Here is a 20,877-nt window from a genome sequence, read left to right as displayed (position 1 = left end):
TTGCAAGGGCTTTTCCTTTTTTATTATTAATGGTGCTTATTTCACCACAAATTTCACTCTGTAAACATTTCCATTAAGTTGCGCTTCGGCCATATAAACCCCTGCTGCTAATTGCATTTCAGGTCTAATGGTTAGAGTTGCTTCCTCTTTGGTAATTACTTCTGCACGGTAAACTCTATCGCCAATCATGTTGTAAATAGCTACCTGAACTTTTTCGTTAGCAGCTGTTATGCCTTGTAACTCAAGGGCATATTGCTCATTTACAGTTGCAGGATTTGGATACACACTTAAATTAAGTGCTTCATCCGTTGCTTCAACACCTTCGGTAGAGAATGGTGAGTAACGTGGAACAGTCGCTCCTGTGGTGAATGTACAGGTTGGTCCATAAGCACTCCACTGACCGGCGTAGTATGCTACTTCGATAGTATAGGTTGCGTTTGGTAACATGTTCGGGAATCCGCAGCAAACCAAAGTACGTGATAAACTAAAGCTGGTGTTTGCATTATAGTTATACAATACTTTAGAATAAGCAACTCCACCTACATTGGTAATTCGGAAAGAATACATGCTAGCTCCCGGTACTGCAGTGCAATTTATGATACTGCTAAATTGACCCGGTGATAGTGTAGACCCGCAGAATCCAACAGTTGAGATGGATGTTGTTGGAGCAGCGGGCGTAGTTACTGTACATGGTGCACCGTAACTTAACCAAACTCCACCCACATAAGGCTTAACTCGAACAGTATAAGTTGTTGCGTAACGCACACCACCCGGAACAGCTGGGGTAGTTGGAATCCAGATCAAACGGAAGTCTGTGTTTCCATTACTACGATATGCTATAGCAGTATAACCTGGAGCTGTAAACTCATACTCATAATTGGTAGCACCCGTTACCGGAGTGGTAAAAATTTGATCGTTGAGTGAGCTTAAAGTAATGTTACAGTTGGTTAAGGATGTTGTAGGAGAAGTTGTAGTTAAATCTAACTTACAAGTTACTCCATAAGGACCCCATTCACCCGGACGGTTACCGAAAGTTGCTCCTGTTTTACCAACAAGTGCACGCGTTTGAACGTCATAACTATAACCAAAGCGAACACGATCAATTAGCGGAGACGATTGGTATGCCCAAACTAAACGGAAGTCGAGGTTACCACTTTGACGTTGCCAAGTATGGTCATAATCATAAGCGCCACCCGGTACATCTTCCACAATTTTGTACATGTAATCGTTTGCACCGGAAAGTGAATCCGTTAACAATCTATCATTTAAGTCAGAAATAACATAGTCACAAGGACCAGCTACAGTTGCTGGATTGTTACGCAATTTGATAGCAGGGAATGCACCTAAAGATACAGAACATGCAGGTCCATAAGGACTCCAAACACCGGCAACATAAGATGCAACTTGTACATTATAAGCGTATCCATAAATCACACCCGGAGCCCATTTCAAACGGTAATCAGGGTTCGCATTGTTACGGTAGTGTTCAAAATTGTATCCTGTTTGTGCACCGGTTCCAACAATTTTGAAACGGTAATTAGTCGCTCCCGGAATTGGTGTAACAAAAATCTGATCATACATGCTTGGTATGGTTGTACAGTATGCAGGATTAATTTGAGGTACCGGTACTTCGCTTATAGTGATATCATCAATATAAATGCTGCCTCTATTCGCTAGGCTAATTGCATGGAATCCGAAATATACAACACCGGTTCCGCCAACAGGAACTAAATAATCTGTTCCTTGTTTTTGTGCGTAAGTGGTGCTATTGGTAGAAAACAAATCGGGAGTTGAACCAGACATGGTAGACGCGTCAGGTAATGTTGCCATACGTAGCTCATAGCTTTCAGTGAAGCTGGCTGAAGATGCTCTATCCCACCAAGTGATGCGGTAAACTTTCCCTGCAGTAACGTGTACTGGAACGGTAAAGAAATAATCATCTAAAGGTGTTACATTATCCGAGTTTTTATCGATACGTAAGTGACGTGTTCCGGTGCGCGGTGCAATGGTTGAAGTGTACCATGAACTGTTACCTAATTGATCTGCATTCTCAGTAGTTACACCGCAAGGCATTAACGGTGGTGTGGTGTTCTCACCATTCAATACATAAGTAACTGCCGGTGTTGGAGGTGCAAGTAATGCAACCGATGGGTATGCATCTTGAGACGCGCCGGTTGTAAATTGACCAATAGAACATACGCTTTCACCATTTACGTTATAAGGTGCAACCATATAATAATAGGTAGTATTTGGAGTTAATACCCCTAAACTAAATGTTGTTGCCAAGCCCACTGATGTTTGATAGAAAACAAAATCAGTCATTGGGTTATCCTTAGCTACATATATATAGTAACCATCTGCGTAAAGTGGCACTGGTGTCCAGCTTAATGAAGCGGTGGTATAGCAGCTACTATTGCTAACTGTTACAGTTGCCGGACAAGCAGGAGGAGTTGTAATTACATTAACAGTTGTATTACCACTCGTAAATCCGCAAGCTCCAAAACTAGTAGTCGATGTTGCAGTGTATGCAGTTGTTGTACTTGGTGTTGCATAAACAGTTGTTGCTGTTGCAGGTGCACCGGTATATGGTGAAGTTAAACCGGCGTCGGTATACAAATCTGCAAACGGTGCCCATGTAAAGGTAACTGCGCCTCCAGAGGTAAACGTAATGTTTGGACGATTTGTAAAAGTTGTTGCTGCACTGGTTGAAGATACTCCGCAAGCTTGAACGTTATCGCCATATCGACCATAGGTTGAATTATATGCAGTATTCGTATATCTAACTGTTGAACTGCTGCTGAAACAACTTGCACAACTTGCATTTATATCATTATCATGACAGATTTCAATTAATACACTAGAAACGCCATCCCATGTAAATGGTGTGCCAAACAAATAGGTTTTTAAACCAACTGTTGGTGCTGGTTCATTTACCGGACCATATACTGTTGTAAATCCGGCAGTAGGTGTTTCGTATACCGAGGTCATTGCTGTTGCATTGGAGTGTCCGATTTTAATGTTAAATCCGCTCTGTGCAAATGTACCCGTTCCGGTTGCTGAAACTTCGAAAGCCATACTGTTAAAATTACCGGCTGTGAAACCTAAAGCTGTTAATTCACTTGCACGAATTAAGTACTGTACTCTGCTTCCCTCCCAATTCGAATTAAATGGAGTGATACCTGCGGTAGAAGTAGTGGTAGCTGACCCAAATGTTCCGACTGTTCCGGTAATCAATCCTGCGGATGCATTAATCGTTGTTACGTTGCCCGGATAGGTTGGATTAGGTCCTGTTTTTGTAACGGTTACAGCGGAGGATGGATCTACAAATACACTAACAGTTCCTGAATTAACACATCCAGAAATATTATCGGTTGCTGTAACTGAATACGTAGTTGAACTATTTGGAGAAACAGTTACACTGCTACCAATTAAATTTCCTGGAGTCCATTCATATGAATAATTTGAATTGCCACTGGTAGCAACCAAATTGGTTGATACACCGCCACATAAATTTGGAGGAGTTGCAGTAACCGATGTAAGTGCAGGCGCAAGAGTTACTGTAGCATTAACAGTTGTTCTATTGCTTTCGCAGCTTCCACCGCCAATTACCCAATTGTAGAAATAATAGTAAAGATCAAGTCTGGCAGTATTTGTTGGAGCAGCTGTAAGCGTTCCTGAGTTAATTGAAACAACACCAGGCACTACATAAGGGAATCCATAATTGCCTCCCGGAGCTGAGGCCGCAGCTTCAAATAGCAAGCCTGTGATTCCGGTAAAGGCAGGACGCATTTTAAGATTAGTTCCGGCAGCAATACTGAAGTTACAATTAATAACTGTTGGTAATGGAGTTGCAGCAGGGCTACCCACCACATTTGCAGTTACAGTATTTAATACTGTTCCTGAGCTATTAATAATGTCGATGGTTACGGTACCTGCAGCACTTGAAGCACTTACAGGATAAACAGTAACTGAACTCAATGTAAAGGACGACAAAGCATCAAACACTAATCCGAAGTTGGTTGTACCTGCTCCAGATGTGGCAGTTCCTAATGCTGCAGGCATGCCTGTTGTTGATGAACCACTTGCACCAATAGATGCAGATGCATAGAAAGGAGTTACACCCGGTGTTCCTGACAATACAGGAGTTGTATACGAACTTCCTGCAGTTGCAGTACCACCGGTTGGAGTAGTATACCATTTAATACTAGCACCGGCTGATGGTGTTGCAGAAAGATTTACTGTTCCCGTTCCACAACGTGTACCTGCTAATGTTGAGGCAACAGCCGGAACATTTACATTTACAGTAACCGGAACAGTTGGAGAACCTGCTATTTCAATACCGATACAATAAATTTTACATCTGAATTTAGTATTTACGAGTAACGAGCCAGATCCTGGCACATAGGTAGCATTTGTGGCTCCCGGTATGTCTTGCCAATTGGTGGTACTAGCCGGTGAACTTTGCCATTGATACGTAGCCAAAGCATACGATGGGGTGAAGCTTATTGTTGGCATACCACTGAAAGCACAAATTGAGTTTGCTGAAGTTGCTGTTGTAAATACAGGAGGAGCAATGGTAACGGAGCCTAAATTTGCCACACAAGCAGGCACTGTTACATAACGTGACTGAACGTTGTAAGTACCTACTGCCGGTGGAACAATAGGCGTAGTTGTTGTCCAAGTTGCTCCATTATCAATTGAGTATTCGTAGAAATTGTTATACTGAATTAACAAATTGTCGATGTAGTGACCTTGGAATTCTGCTCCGGTTCTACCGCAGAAGGCATGTTTCCATGTTGCTTTGTTATCTGTTAAATAGGAAGCCGGTAATTGTTGATTGGTAACTACTTGAACGCCATTCAAAAACAACGAAATTTGACCTAAGTTATTGATGGTAATGGTTATGTGTGTAGAAGCACCTGTGGTTGTTGTAGCTCTCCAAGTTGTATTTGCTGTATAGAATAATACACCAGTACTGCTTGGAATCTGGTTCCAGATTGGGCAGTTATACATTAAGTAAATACCCGCAGTGTTGGAACCATTTCCATAGGCATCAAAGCCTAATTTTAAACCTACGCCGCTTCCATTTTCAGGATTTGTGGTGTTAGGCGCCACAGTAGTTCCAACGGTTGAACTTCCTAAACCGGTTGGCAAAGCAACTACATCGGGACCATAGCTATAGCTAAATCCATCAGCTGGAGAGGTACTTCCTGGTGTGGTAATCATATCAAAATCAATTTGGAAATCGTTATTGGCTAAGCCTGTTGGGTTAGTAATCAAAACGCCTCCTTTTTTACCTGCAACGCTAGGTGTAAATTGCATTTGACCACCGGTAATTGCAAAATCAGCACCGTCTGAAGTCATATTAGCAGGTAAAGTGGAGCTTGTGAAGTTATTATTCACAACTGTTCCTGCTCCACTAACGGTTGGTGTAATTAAACCGGTTGGATTTAAACAACTGGTAGGTTGTGTACCTACTGCACTTCCTGTGATTCCGCTATATACGCCAACTGTTTTCGTAGCTAATGTAGAGCAAATTCCATCCACTCCTAGCACACTGTAAATGTAATTTCCGGCAACGGTTGGGGTGAAACTTTGGTTAGCACCGGTTTGCGTGCCGCTAATACCACTTCCTACTAAAGGAGTGGCAGACCAGGTGTAGGTATAGTTTTGAGTAGTACCGCTTGTTTTAGCTGCAACAAAAGAGATTGCATTACCAATACAAGATGCCGATACCGCAGTAATTGCAATTGGATCAGCAGGAGTAACCGTAATTACAACCGGCGTTCTTGGTGAACTTTCGCAACCACTAGCTCCTACTTCTGTTACATAAAAAGTTGTGCTGCTAGCGAGTGAACTCAAATAGGTAGGTGAAGTAGATGTTTGTACTAAATTACCGCCAGTTAAAGCATCATACCATTTAAATGTAGGTGTTGGTAAACCACTTGTTGAGGTTACCACTGCAGTTGGAAGGTTATCACCACAATGAGATGATCCAGGCGATGTTGGAGCACTTGGTAATGGATCTACATTCAAAGTTAAAGTTGCCACGTTCGAACACTGGGTAGTTGGGTTAGTAGCACTTACAGTATAAATGGTAGTAATCCCAGGAGAAACCGAAACAACATTACCACTCAATGCACCTGGATTCCACTGCCAATTAAGCGCTGCAGTATTATCTATTTGTAAGCGTCCAAATCTTATAATTGGCTTTGCAGCTGAAGTTGTGCCTGTAGTGGCAGTCGCGCATGCTGTAGTACCTGTAGTTTGACAATTTGAAAGTGAAGCAGGTGTAAAGGCTGCGGTGGTTGAAGTTCCTAATACGGAATTCTGCTGACAAACATTTACCAAAATGTTTGAAATACCATCCCATGTGAAGGTACCTGCATTAAATGTATGAATATTTAAACCAACTGCAGGAGTAAAAGATGCTTGAGTGAATACAGTTGTTGCAGGAGTTGTTTGAAAGGTTGTTGTGAGAACCGAAGTATTAGTGCTTGCTAAGTCAATTTGAAAATTAATTATTGTACCGGTTGTGGTAGTAGTTGTAAAACCAATATTATCAATAGGACCTGCTGTTAGTCCTGCAGCAGTCAATTCTGCGGCAGTATATATATATTGACTTTTAACTTGTGTTCCACTTCCTGCACCAGAGCGATAAGGACTTCCTGTTGTACTTAATGTAGTAGTTTGGGTACCAACATTTGCATTAAATACACCTCCAATAATACTTAATGCAGTTAGTGTGGAAGAGGTACCGGCACAAACCGGATTTACACTTGCTGTTGCGGATGATATAACTGGTAATGAATTAACGGTTACATTGATAGATGTTGAACCGTTGCATACACCATCGGTATAATTTAGAGTATAAGTATAACTACCTGCAGCAAGTGGTGTTATATTCAAGGTTGTTGGAGAAGAAAATGTTCCTCCTGAAACAGTACCTGTAATTCCACTATTGGCAGAGTTTGCAGACCATGTATAGGAATAGTTGTTTAGATTAAGTCCGGTTTGTGAGGTGGATAACTGGAAAGTACTATTCACACAAAGTTCCGTAATATTTAAACTTGCTACCTGCGCAACAGCTGCAACAACATCTCCATTGCTTACATTCGCAACAGCAAGCACACGTGGAGAACTTACGCAACCCGTTGTTGGATTTTTTTCAGAAACATAAAAATTGGTTGTAGCATTAATAGCAGTTTGATAAGTTGTATATCCTGCAGCATAATCGTTTGCTTGAATAGCTAAATTATCCATTGCAAAACCACCAGCGGTACCACCGCTTCTGCTGCTGAAAATATGTTTCCAAGTAGAGCGGTCTGCGCTTAAATAACCTGCCGGTAACTGTACATTGTTAAAGATGGTTGTTCCACCAACAATTAAGGTTAATTGACCAGCTGCGTTAATTGAAACATTCACTGCGCTGGTTATAGTAGTAGCGCTTGTTGGAATCCAGGCAACGTTGGTTGAATAACCTAACATTCCAGGAGTAGCTGCTGTGAACCCGGTTGCTGCGCTTACACCATATCCTAAGTAAATACCTTTTCCATCACTACCACTTGCCGTATTAAAGGTCAAAAAGCAAATTCTTAACTTGCTTCCGCTTCCATGTTCTGCAGTAGGCGTTGTTGCATTGTTTAAAGGAATAGCATCATCCCCAAATGAATAGCTAAAACCATCGGCCATTGAAGCAGCCAAAGAAGTTAAGGACAAATCAAAATTGGTTTGATATAATGTTGAGTTTACTCCACTTGCATTTACCGTTAATGCACCACCGGTGTTAGGATTAGTTGTTTGTAAATAAAGTGCCCCTCCACTAATTGCTGCAGCTCCAGCTACAGATGAATTTGATAAGGTAGCCGAAGTAAAATCATTGGTATAGTAATTCTGCAATGCTCCTAATGGAGGTGTTTGTAATAGTGTTCCATTTGTTAGCGCCGAATACCATGTAAACTGAGGTCCAACTAATCCTGAATTAGAACTCACTGAAACTCCCGGAATTGCAATACCACATTGGTCAGAAGGAGCTGATGCTGTTGGTGCTAATGGTAATGGATTTACACTGATACTTGTGGTTGTTGAAGATGTACAACCTGAAATCGGAGTAGTTGCGGACACGGTATAAATTGTAGTGCTACTTGGGCTTACAGTTGTAATATTACTATTAACAGCACCCGGGTTCCATTGCCAATTATAAGTTCCTGCTCCTAATGTTTGCGCAGGCCCAGTGAGTATAAAATTAGGACGTGTCGATACAACGCTTCCTGCTACTCCGGTAGTAGTTGTTGCATAACTTTTAATGTCTCTCGGAGCACTTAAAAGATTATCTTGGTGTGTTTCTGATGCTGACGCAAATGCTGTTGTGGTGTATGTTTGAGTTACACTGCTGCCCCAACATCCTGAACATGTTCCTGTTGAATCATTATCAAAGCTTATATCAATCAAGATATTTGAGGTCCCATTCCAAGGGAAAGGCGTGGTGAATGCAAATACATTGTTTCCAACCGAAGGTGTAAAGCTTGGGTTTCGATACACACGATAAAATTGGGAAGGAACTTCAAATGTTGTTGTTAAAGCAGCAGAATTGGTATTTGCCATTCGAATGGTAAATAAATCAAAATTAACTGAAGCAGCTACAGAAAGCGGTATAGTTAAAGAAGTGAAATCACCAGCAACAAATCCAGCTGCTGCTAATTCTGCTTGTGAGTAAAGATATTGGTGACGCGCTCCTTCATATGTTCGGTAAAGTGGTAAAAATGCACCCCCTGCTGAGGTAGTTGTACCAGTTCCCATTGTAACTGGTAAATTTCCTATTGTGCTAGATAGCGCAGTTAAAGTTGAAGTTTGTCCGGCACATATCGTAGCTGGATTAGCATCTGCGGAGAAGATAACAGGATAAGCATCAACCGTTACTGTTGATGTTGCAAGGTTAGTACATCCAAAGCCGGTAACATTTAAAGTTATAGGATTACTTCCGGCGGTGGATGTTTTTAAATAAACAGTAGTTGGATTACCTGTACCTGTATAAGCTATTGTTGCAGCAGCATCAGTATACAAGTTTGTAATAGGCGACCAATCATAGGTTGTGTAATCAGCTGTGTTAGAAGTAACTTGAATAGTTGCAATACCATCCACACACACGGATTGATTAGCAGTTACTGTTAAAGCTGCACCTGTTGTTATGGTTGCATTTATTGGTGTTCTGGTAGTGCTGTTACATGTTCCAATTGTTGCTTGAATATAATAAGTCGTTGAAGTTAAAATTGGAGGTGTTGTAAAGGTATTTGTATAAGGAGGAGGATTACCACCCAATGCAAGTATATGAACATAATCAACTGTACCGGCATTTGTGCCTACAGCAGCTGAATAGCTGAACGTAATGCTCTGAACTTGTTTTTGGTAATTAGCAGCATTTAATGCCAAATTCATTTCAAACAAGTAGGGACCTGATCCACAAGCATCCGGATCTCCAGGTGCGGTATTTTGAGCTCTGGAAATACTAGGTGTATAAGCTTTTGAAGCGGCATCAAACCAGTTAGGGAAGGTAATTCCTGAAATAACTTGAGTGCTAGCATCCGTAAAGTTTACAGTTGCTGTTAGTGTTGCAGCATTCCATAAAACTGATTCATACAATACTTTTAGTGTTGCATAACTTGCAGGAGTGGATAAACTTAATGTTCCAGTAGTAGGATATACTGAACCGCTAAAAGTATTACTTGCAATTGTTAATGCATTATTTCCGGTATAACTTTGCATTTGATAATTTAACCCTGAAGTTAAAGAACTTGCAATAACACCACCGGCAGGTAAAGAGCAAGTTGGTAATGTACTACCTGAATACCATTGGTAATCAGGTGCAATTAATACATAACCACCTCCATCTACACCTACAGTTGGTTGAGTAACTCCCGGCAAAGTTCCAGTTGAAATAGTATTTGTAACACCAACTCCATCCGCAACTATATCGTTGTTGTAACCGGTAGTTGCAATTGCAGCGTAAGGAAAGCTTCCAAGAGGAGAACCACCTGAGGCAGCAGCATACCAAGATAAAGAAGCACCGGCTGAGGCTGGAGCGGACGAAGGAGCAGCAGTTAAAGTAACTGTTCCAGGTCCACAATTGGTACCATCGGTTACAGGTAATTGTACTTGTGGGTCGTTTACAATAACTGCCTTTTCAGGTGTTGCTACTGTAGTTCCACCACCATTTGAACAAGTTACTTCACAAATATAGTAGGTAGTTTGTGTTAAAGTAGGAGTGATGTAGGTTGTTGCAGGTGTTCCAACTGTTCCACCTACTACCGGAGCATATCCGCTACCGGAAGTTAATGAGCTCTTCCATGCATAACTAATACCCGGTAAGTTAGTGTTACCAATAACAGCTAAATTTGCTGTTCCGCTTAAACAAAGCGCTGAAGCACCACCACTAATTGTTCCTGCTACAGTTGTGTTATCACAAACGTGTTGAATAAAATTTCCGGCATCTGCACCAATATCTGTTGGGCTAAAAGCACTACGGGTTTCTCCATCGTAATCTTGCGTTACAGTTGCTATTAGTGTTCCACTGCTTTCAACATCAGAAGCCGTTACAGCATTAATGTGCAAATTAACAGCTGCCGCATTACCTGTTGCATTTAAGAACCCAATATCATTAAATGAAGTTGGTACACGACTATTTATATCACCACTAACCCATCCGGCAATATAATTAGGAACATCGCCCGCATTAAATCCGATGAAATTGGTTGCAGAAGGGGCATTAAAATAGAGGTTGTAATCTAATGATAATGCAGTGTTAGCCCCCAAGTAAACAGCATAGTGTTTCATGCTGCCGCTTGTATTTGCGCGCTCGTTTACAAAAATATTGTTTTTTACATTTTCAGCGGTTGCTGTGCCTGCTCTGTAGTAAGCGCTACTTAACAATGCCGGCTGACCATTTAAAACTCCGGTTCCGCCAACGTATACTGAATTATGATAAATATTATGCGTTCCGCTGGTAGCTTGTCGGTAAATACCTCTAATACTAATTGGAGTAGTCACTGAACTTCCACTAGCATTTATACCCAATCGTATCATATTATTGGAAAGCGTTGTAGTTGAACCTGTAACCGTATTAATACCAACAAAAGTGGCTGTTCCGGTGGTTACGCCTGAAGGAACCCAATTTGGTGTTGCAAATGAATGAATGAAGTTTGCATTTGCGGTAATTACAGCAGTAGTTGCAGCATTTAAGAAAATTGCTTGAATTGATGGTGCAAAACTAGTAGAAGTAGACGATGCAGAATTTGCTAAATTGTAGATGGTATTATTTGACACTGAAACTGCACCGGTAATTGTTGTTCCGCTTAAATTAACTCCCATTACGGAATTACCTGTTGAACCGGTACCACTGTTCACTGCAAAATTGCTTAAATCGTGAATCGTATTACCGTTAATGGATGGAGTAACGTTTGCTACTGTTGTAGATATACCCACAACCTGACCAGCTGTTGCAGTGGTAGAAGTTGTACCGCTTGTTAAAGGACCAATTTCATTATTGGTAACATTTAAAGTAGATGTTCCACCATTCACTAATACACCAAAAACAGAATGAGCAGCAGTAAGTGCAGTCATATCTCCACTTATTAATCCTATTCTGTTGTTGTTGATTGTATTCGTTAAAATACCACCGCCAATTCGTATACCGGCAATTATAGTGGCAGAGGTAGTTCCTGTTGATTTAATGCTAATAGCATCTTGATAGCCAATTTCATTGTTATCGATGCTGGCAACATTTCCATAGTTAACACTAATACCGGTAAATTGACCGGCACCGGTTGTTGCCACGTTTGAAGAGGTGAAATCGATATTTGCGACAAAGTTATTATTAACGTTTGTTGCAGCCCCATTTCCAACAGAGATATCCATACCCATAAAGTTGGCTGTAGCAGTAGTTAAGAAGAACATTGGGCCTGTTGCAATTTTGGCATTTCCACCGATGTAGTTTCCTGTAACTGTGTTTCCACTACTATGTGTAACGTTTGCAGCAGCTGAGTTTGGATTTAACCAGATACCTCTAAAGGTAGCAGCACCACCAAAAGTAAGTCCGGTGGTTTCATAAATGGAGTTATTTGTAATAGTTGAATTATTATTTCCTGCATCCATCTTAATACCACTCACATTGGCTGTGGTATTGGTAGCAGATTGGAAGAAATCATAAATATTACAATCGGTAATAGTTGTATTGTCATTATTTGCAGGTGAACCAGGTGTAGTAAGGTTGCTTGCGCCAATTCCGATGGTTGGGAAGCTAACTAAATCGATAGAGTGTATATTACAAAACGAAATAGTGTTGTTATCGTTACCAAATGCTCCGTTGGTTGTACCAATAAATATTACACCACTTGTGGTTGGGTTGGTAGAAGTAATGGAAGCTCCTTGAACATCACAATAAGTAAGCAAGTTATTGCTCGCCTCATTTTGTAGACGGACAGTAGAAATGGCTGCTGTATTCGTATTAATAATACTAAGCATTTTTGAAGTACCTGCTCCACCCGGACGACCATCAATAGTTACATATTTAGCGCCGCTTAAGTCAAAAATTGTAGTGCTTGAACCGCTTATTACCAGCGGGCTTGCTACTCCTGTTTCGGGGCGAATAGTTAACGTTTTAGTTGGTCCAGCACAAGGTATTGCTCCAATTACAATTGGGAAGGTTTCAACTGCGCCTGAATAAGCCGCCTGTAACTCCAATTGTGTAGAAGCAGTTAAGCCATTAGCTGTTAAGTAGGTAATTGCATCTGTTAGAGAAGCAAATCCTGCAGGCGATGCCGGTGCTGTTGGTCCAACAGATACAATTCCACTCAAACCAACGCAAGTACCAGATGTTTGAGTCGCCATTGAAGCGGTAGCGTTATACAATGGACCTCCAATACAATCCAGATTAACAGAATATACATAGTAATCGTAAGATGTTCCTCCAAAAAGTCCTGTAGAAATAAAGGAGAGTGATGAAGAAAGTTGAATAACAGTTCCTGAACCTAAAGCTGCACCGGTTTGATAGTAAGTATTATCTGAAGGTGCTGTTTCTGTAGCGCCATTATCGTAGCGAACAACTAAGTAAGCGTTTGCAGGGATAGGTGAAGAAGCAAGGAATGAACCGTTAATTTGATTTTGTGAAATGGTAGTCAAGGTAAGTGTCCCCGGAACATCAGCAGGAGTAAGGCAGGGAGCAAATTGAGTAAAGGCTCCGGCATCAGCACCTATATCTGTTGGGCCAAAAGCCGAACGTGTTTGATTGTCATAATCATCGGTAACAGCAGCAATTGCAATACCGTTACCTTCAACTGCTGTGGCAAGTGTTGGGTTAATGTGTAAATCTAAGCCTGTAGCATTTGCATCCGGTGCAATAAAATGTGGGTCTTTAAATAGACTGTTGGCATCACCACTTACCCAACCGCTTGTATAAATAGAAGCGTCTGTAGTAACATTTAATCCAAATACATACCCAATACCACTTCCATTATAAACGTTGTAGTTTAAATTTAAAGTAGTCAAGGAATTTAAACCAATTGAATAGTGTTTACCGCCTGCACTTACGGCATTTGAACGGTTATTAACAAAAATGTTGTTGCGAATATCATCCACAGCAGTACCCGTTTTAGTTAATGCGAAGGTGTTTGTTGTGTTTGACCCTACACCTGTACCTCCAATATAAATACTGTTATGGTAAATGTTTGTAGCAACAGTAGACCCTTTGGCAAAACCTCTTATAGCCATTGGAGCAGTAACATTTGCACCTGTTCCATTTACACCTAATCGAACCATGTTGTTGGCATATGTAAAGGCACCTCCTGCGGCATCAATACCTGTGAAGGTAGCAGCAGGATTAGTAGCTGTAATATCAAAACTGTGAACTATATTTTTGGCAATTATACTAGCACCAGTTGGAACAGCACTTACATATATACCTGTTGCTTGAACAGCGTTAGTGGTAGAAGCTCCTGCTAAGCTTAAATTGTAAATTTGGTTTCCGGTTACTGTCCAGCTTCCAAATGCACCGGCAGTTCCAATGGTTATACCGCCTAATGCAGTCATAGTACCGGTCGTTGTAGTTGCAGCTAAGGTTGTTAAATCACGAATAATATTGTTGGTAATAGTAACTGGAGCAGTGGTAGTAAATGTTCCAACGGCGAATATTCCTTTCATACCGGTGGTAGTTGTTGCAACGGTAGCTGAATAATTGGAATACATATTTGCAATTGTATTTCCACTTACAGTGATTCCATTAGTAGCACCTGTTAAGCTTAATAAGATACCTGTAAATCGCGATGGTGCTGTTGTAGCAGCAGTTGTGCTGGTTGAAGCACAATAGATGCTTTTTGCAGTAGTGGTGCTACCTATAGTATTATTATTAATGGTGATGGTTCCGTTGTTGTAGGCAATACCATTAAATTCTACCGCTGCAGTAGTTGCAGTACCGGCAATTTGAATACCTGCAATAGTATTATTATTAATAAAACAGGTAGTTGGTGTTGCAGCAAAAATTGGAATAAATCCTCCACCTGTGGTTGCTGTATTGTTAAAAGTTATAGAAGGACTTACAGACGCATCGGTATTAGCTGCACCAATAGTATTACCGGTAACAGTTCCAACATTTACAGTTCCAACAGCAATGTTAATAGCACTCATTGCAGCTACACCTGTATTTCCTGCAGTTATTACCAAATTTCCTATGGTATTATTTTGAATAGAAGTAGCAGTCCCGTTTCCAACACTTATTGTCATGGCATTGTATGTCCATGCAGCAGTACCGGTAATGCTGGTTGCTGAACCACCATTAAGCGCAGCACCCCCTCCAATGTAGTTACCGATTAAGGTGAAACCACTTCCGTTTACGGTTGCAGTTGAAACCGGAGCTACCCAAATACCACGAATGGTTTGTGTACCAGCGGCAATATTTCTTGGACCGGTTTGGTAAATGCTGTTATTGTTAATTATAAAAGCATTATTACCAACGCCCACATTGACAGCGGCTGAATTGAGTGTAGCATGGTAAACATCGTATATATTATTATTTAGAATGCTATTGTTATCGTTATTAGCAGCAAGTCCGGCGGTACTAGCATTTCCAGCATAAATACCGGCAGATAATGTACCTCCAGAAGTGATGCTATGTATGTCGCAGAAGGAAATGGTATTGTTATCGTTTCCGGTTCCAAGACTCATGATAGAGGCGGTTACAGATTGACTAGCTGCCAAAGCTGCTAATGCAGGGGCAAAGGTATAGGTTCCAGTTCCACCTGTTCCGGTACCTAATGCAGTAATGGTAGTTCCCGCAGGAAAAGAAGGACCGGTAATGGTTTGACCAACAGCTAAAGTTCCAAATTTAACGGCAGTAACGGTTAAAGTACTAACCGTTAATGTCACTTGAGCAGTAACTAAAGCTTGAGCACCACCCGGAGTTGTTCCAATGGCAACTGCACCCGGAATAGTTCCAAGGGCTACAACTGCAGCAGTGTTTGCGGCATTTGGGTTAGCAGAGCGTATTTCGCAATACGTTACAGTATTGTTGTTTGATTCGTTACGAATTAATACCGCGTTACCGGCTGTTCCAACAGTAGCACTTGTATTTTCAATAATTAAATATTTATTGCTTCCAATGCCGCCTGGTCGACCGTCAATAGTAACATAGTTAGCGCCATTTACATCGATGGTAGCAATTGTACCATTTGCGCTGGTTATAGTAAGCGGAGAAACAACATCTCCTTTTGGTCTTATGGTTAATTGATTGGTCGCACTTAAACAACCAATTTCATTGTTAATTGTAATAGGGAAAGTTTCGCCGACACTGGTATAACCCGTTTGAAGTTCCAGAACAACTGACGAATTCATACCATTCGTTTTTAAAGCTGTAAGTGCTGCAGTTAAGGTTGCATAATCAGGAGCCACACCGCCAACTGTTTTAGTAGCCCCGCCAATACCAGTACAACCCGAAGTTGTACCAGAAGTTGCTAATGGTGCAGAACTGGTAAAGTTATTGGCAACAATTTGGTAGTAATAAGTGGTACTACCAAGTAAACCTGATTGCACAAAGCTATAAGTGGTACCTGTACCTACAGAAGTGGTGGAGTTAACAGTACCAACAATTTGAGTAAATGGTCCACCCACATTTAAGGAACGATACAATACGAATCCTGCTTCACCAACAGAGGCATCTACCCAGTTTAGAGTAAATCCATATTGATTAGCGGCGGTTGTAGCCGAAAAAGTTGGAGCAGCCAGTGCCGCTGCAGGTGTACCAGCAAATTCATCTGCGCCAATATCCGGTGTGGTAACATTACGAATGTCGCCATCAAAGTCATCGGTAATTCCACTTATTGGAAGAGCACCACTCTCAATTCCGGTTGCAGTTGCTGTATTAATGTGTAAGAAGCTAGAGGATGAACCAGTTGTACTCGTAAATGTTGGATTTTCAGTTCCGGATAACGCATCAGCCGGAAAAACTCTCGTTTTTAGGGCCATCACCGCTTGATCACTGTTGGTACCATCGTAGGCAACTAAATTATTAGTTCCAGGAGTGCCGGCATAATATAAGTTGTTATTAGATGCAGCATTGTGTGTGCTTACGGTTGTAGTTGATCTTCTATACGCAACTGTAAACCCGGTTGCTCCAACTGATGTGGATGTATTTACCAATACGTTATTGCGTAATGTTAAGTTAGGAGTAGTAGATGCCGATAAAGCACTTGAACCAAATAAGGTAACTCCACCGGTGTTTGCTAATCTTACGGTATTGTGAGAAACATTCATGGTTGTACCACCTCCAATATTAATACCTATTAAAGGGTTGGCTGTATTGGCAACTGTAGCCCTTAAATCACCAACAATATTATTGTAAACATTAACTGTTGTTCCGCCAGTTACATTTATACCATTAATGGTAGAAGCAGCATTTGTACCTAACAAATCATAAATTTTGTTTTTGAATACATGTGTATTTGTTGCTCCTGAAATTGTTATACCATTTACAGCAAATGCACCGGTACACGACAAAGTATTAATAGTATTGTTATTAATATTAATTAGAGGTGAAGTATTAGCGCACGTGATACCTGAAACGATACCACCTGTACCTGTTGAAATAAGGCTACTGATGCTATTATTTGCAATAACTGCTAATGTTGCTGTATTGACGGTAGAACCAATTGTTATACCGGTAATTGCTGCCCCCGTGGTTAAATTTGAAATGGTATTTGGTCCAATTACAGAACTACCACCACTTAAATAAGTTATATTTATTGCATTAAAAACGCCTGTTCCCCCTGTCCAATTGCTTAATGTGTTTCCATTAATAATTTTTGTTGGTGCTGTTCCACCATCTGTTAGGTTTATACCTGTAATGGTTGTTGTACCAGAAACAGTAATATTTGCGAAATTATTATTTAATACGTTAGAGACACAACCAAGAACAGAAAAACCAGCATCAGTTATTAAAATTAAATTACCGGATGCACCTGTTTTAGCAAAAGTTCCACTAATAGAGTTATTGTTGCAATTCTTTACACTTGTTGCCGTGGCCTATAAGTATAGCTAGAATTAAAGTAATGTTCCAGTATTGTTAATGCTTAAATTGGTAAATGTATTTGAAGCGATGGTAGCAGTATTTCCAGCTGCAGTAGCGCCAGCTATAGTGATTAAGTTTACAGTTTGTGCACCACCTGCTACATTATATACAATACCACGAAAGTCATTTGTTTGAATGGAATGGGTGGTTGCTATAGTATTGGTCAAACTAATTCCTGTTATTAGTCCGGTTGTAGCAACAGTGTATGTCATCCAAGCTCCTGCACCGGTAGCTGCTGTTCCTAAAAAATTGTTATTTGCTACAACAGATGGAGATGTGCCGGTCATTGCCCCAGATGAGGTAATACCTGTTAAAGTTGTTACAGTTCCTGAGGTAATCCAGTTGCGCAATGTATTTGAATTATAACTATTTGAATTACCGGTTGAGGTACAACGAATACCCAACATTAAACTGGTTGCACCTGTAGTTGAGGTTAAAGTTGCTCCGCCGGCTCCCAAATTTGGTGCAACGTTTTGGATAAAACCGGTTCTCATATTGGATGCAGTTGCATTACCAATGGTATTGTTAGTAATGGTAAAACTTCCTGCTCCGGCTGCATCTATAGCACTAATACCCCCGTTTGTAGTAGCAGAGGTTCCAGAGGCATCTATTGCTCCAAAAGTGTTATTCTGAATAGCAACGTTATTTGCACTTGTAGCATAAATACCTACTACTGTACCACCTGTAGTAGTACAAGCTGAATAAAGTGAAGCAGTTCCAGTAGTAGCACCAATCGTATTACCTGCACTTGTTCCAATATTGGCAGCACCGCTTGTTACATTTATTCCACATAATACTCCATTAAGTGTATTTGCTCCACTAGAAGTAAATAATGCAATTCCGGCAATTGTATTTCCTTGTATATTAGAAACTGTTCCGCCTGCTGTGAATCCGCAATTAATACCTATAAATCTTGTATTAACAGCAGTTCCGGTTAAAGTATAACTTGTTGGAAATCCGGCAAGGGTAACAGAGTTACCTATATAATTAGTTCTTCCTGTTCCGGCTGCATCAGCAAATCCAATAGTGTTAGAATTAATAGTATACCCGGCTCCCGATAAAACTGAAATAGCAGTATGGGTTGCTCCAGTTCCGGTAGTTAAACGTGTTGCCGTTTGATAAAATTTGTTACTTGAAATTGTCCAAGTTGAATTTCCTGTATTGGTTAATAATATACCGGCAGAGGAAACAGTTGCTGAGAAATAGTTGGCGATTCGGGAATTTGTAACTGAGTTAGCGCTATTATCGATTGCTGCAGAAGTTCCGGCTGAATAGATTGCGTTCACAGGGAAAGTAGTTCCATTGCCATCATCTGAAATGGTACAATTGTCAAAAGTGTTATTGTCGTTACCCGTTGCAGTTCCAGCGCCCAAAACAATTGTTCCGGAAGCGGCACCTGTGTTTCTACTTGTTATAGTACAATATTTAATTGTATTTCCTGAAGCATCACCTGAAAAGTTTAACGCATAACTTGTACCTGCATTTGTATTTGCAAGTGTTAATTCAGAAGTAACTCCGGTTCCTCCCGGACGACCATCAATAGTAATAAAACTGCTCCCATTAAAATTAATTGTACCAGTTGCATTGCCGGAATTAATTGACAAACCAACTGCGCCGGTTGCTGGACGAATAGTTAAAGAATTCACTGGCCCTATACATGGACTGCTTGGCATAGTTAAAGGGAATGTTTCACTTGCACTGCTATATCCTGCTTGTAATTCTAAAACAGTAGCGCCCGAAAGACCGTTAGTAGTTATATCGGAAATTGCAGCTGTTAATGTTGCGTAATCACCAGGAATTGTTTTTGTGCCTGAAATTCCACCACATGCTGTAGTGGTCATAGATCCTATAAATCCACCAACAGTATTATATATTGGTCCACCGCAAGTAGCGCCTGAATTGTATGCGTACACATAATAATCGTAAGCAGTGTTTGCAAGTAAACCAGTATTATTAAATGTCAGAGATGAAGAAGCTTGAACAACTGTTCCATTTAAACCGATTGTTTGTAAGGCAACATAAGTTGATCCATCCACAGGAACTGTTTCAGTAGCACCGGCAGGATAGCGTACCACCAAATAACCGGTAGGGGAACCAACTGCCGCAGTAAAAGAACCATCAATTTGACTGGTAGAAAAAGCGGTTAGGGAAGGAGCACTTGGTTGAAAAGTTGGGAAAGGGCAGGTATTTAAACCTCCAACAGCCATGATGTGCAAATAATCGACCTTATCTGCAATGGTTCCACCGGGAACACCCAGTGAAGTTGAAGTAAAGGTTATAGAGGTTACCGTTTTATTGTAATTAGCAGGGCTTAAATTTAAAGTAGCTTCAAACATATTTGGTTGCGTGGTATATGAACCCGAAGTACAAACGTTTGTGTAGCCACCATTATTTGGATTTACTCGGTTAAACTGATAAAATGCAGTAGTAGAAACTGAACCAGTAAACCAGTTAGCAAAATTGAAACCCGTAAAAACTTGAGTAGTTGCATCTGAAAAAGTAACGGTTACATCCATAGTATTAGGAATGGATGAATTTATTACTGATTCGACTAATGCATAAAGCTTCGTAAACTTTGCAGGAGTAGTTAATGTTAATGCAGCACTAGATGGAAAGGGGTTTGTAACATACGTTCCTAAAGTTGACGTAATTGTTAGCGCATTGTTATTATTAACCGCTCCAGTACCATAACCCTGCAAACTATAAGTAAGTCCGGCAGTTAATAAACTCGCTGCAGAATTTGAAACTGGCATTCCACACGTAGGAGTTCCGCTGCTTCCTGAAACATAGCTAGCTTCAGTAAGACAATATCCCGCACCATCTACACCTATTGAAGGGTAGCTAACTCCAACATTTGGTGAACCGGTAACTCCGGTTCCACTGGCAACGATATCGTTGTTAAACCCAGTTACCGGCACATTGGCTAATTGTGCATTCACAGAAAAAGTGCTCATCAAAAAGCACAAAGCCACAACAAGAATATGTGACTTACGAAATGTCTGAAACGACAAATTGAAGTACGATCTCTTGCTGAAATTTTCAAGATTTTTGTAGTGGTTACTCATTTTGATTGTGTTTAAGTTAGTCATTCTAATTAGTATTAAGTAGGCTTATAGTTGGTGCCGGTGTTTATTAGGGGTGTTCAAATATGTAATCTTTAAATAAATATTTTTGTAGTTATTGCTCTACATTATTGGCAAATTCGATGAATATCAAAGCATTCAAATAAATCATGCGTAAAAAAATTAATGTTTACTAAGCATTTAATT

3 protein-coding genes are annotated in these 20,877 nt (G+C 40.6%); 1 reads left to right on the top strand and 2 read right to left on the bottom strand.

Annotated features, from left to right (window positions below; all coding sequences use genetic code 11):
• Positions 1-36: 36 nt before the first annotated feature.
• A complete protein-coding gene (locus IPP32_02220) occupies positions 37-17,037 on the bottom strand; it encodes a T9SS type A sorting domain-containing protein (GenBank protein MBL0046901.1) in 17,001 nt (5,666 codons plus the stop codon).
• A 286-nt stretch (positions 17,038-17,323) separates the two neighbouring features.
• Here IPP32_02220 and IPP32_02215 point away from each other — a divergent pair, with 286 nt between their 5' ends.
• The gene (locus IPP32_02215; protein ID MBL0046900.1) at positions 17,324-17,578 is read left to right on the top strand and encodes a hypothetical protein; all 255 of its coding nucleotides are present in this window, start codon (positions 17,324-17,326) and stop codon (positions 17,576-17,578) included.
• Between the two features lie 2 nt (positions 17,579-17,580).
• Here the strand turns inward: IPP32_02215 and IPP32_02210 are convergent, their stop codons facing one another.
• Positions 17,581-20,673, bottom strand: a complete 3,093-nt coding sequence (locus IPP32_02210) for a hypothetical protein (GenBank protein MBL0046899.1) — start codon at positions 20,671-20,673, stop codon at positions 17,581-17,583.
• Between the last annotated feature and the right edge of the window lie 204 nt (positions 20,674-20,877).

It is taken from the genome of Bacteroidota bacterium (assembly GCA_016721765.1).
Taxonomy (GTDB): Bacteria; Bacteroidota; Bacteroidia; order UBA4408; family UBA4408; genus UBA4408.
The sequence above is the reverse complement of the archived record's forward strand: the minus strand, read 5'-3'. Positions and strand labels throughout refer to the sequence as shown.

Coding starts and splice junctions, on each gene's coding strand:
- IPP32_02210 (MBL0046899.1), bottom strand. CDS start 20,673: ATGAGTAACCACTACAAAAATCTTGAAAATTTCAGCAAGAGATCGTAC.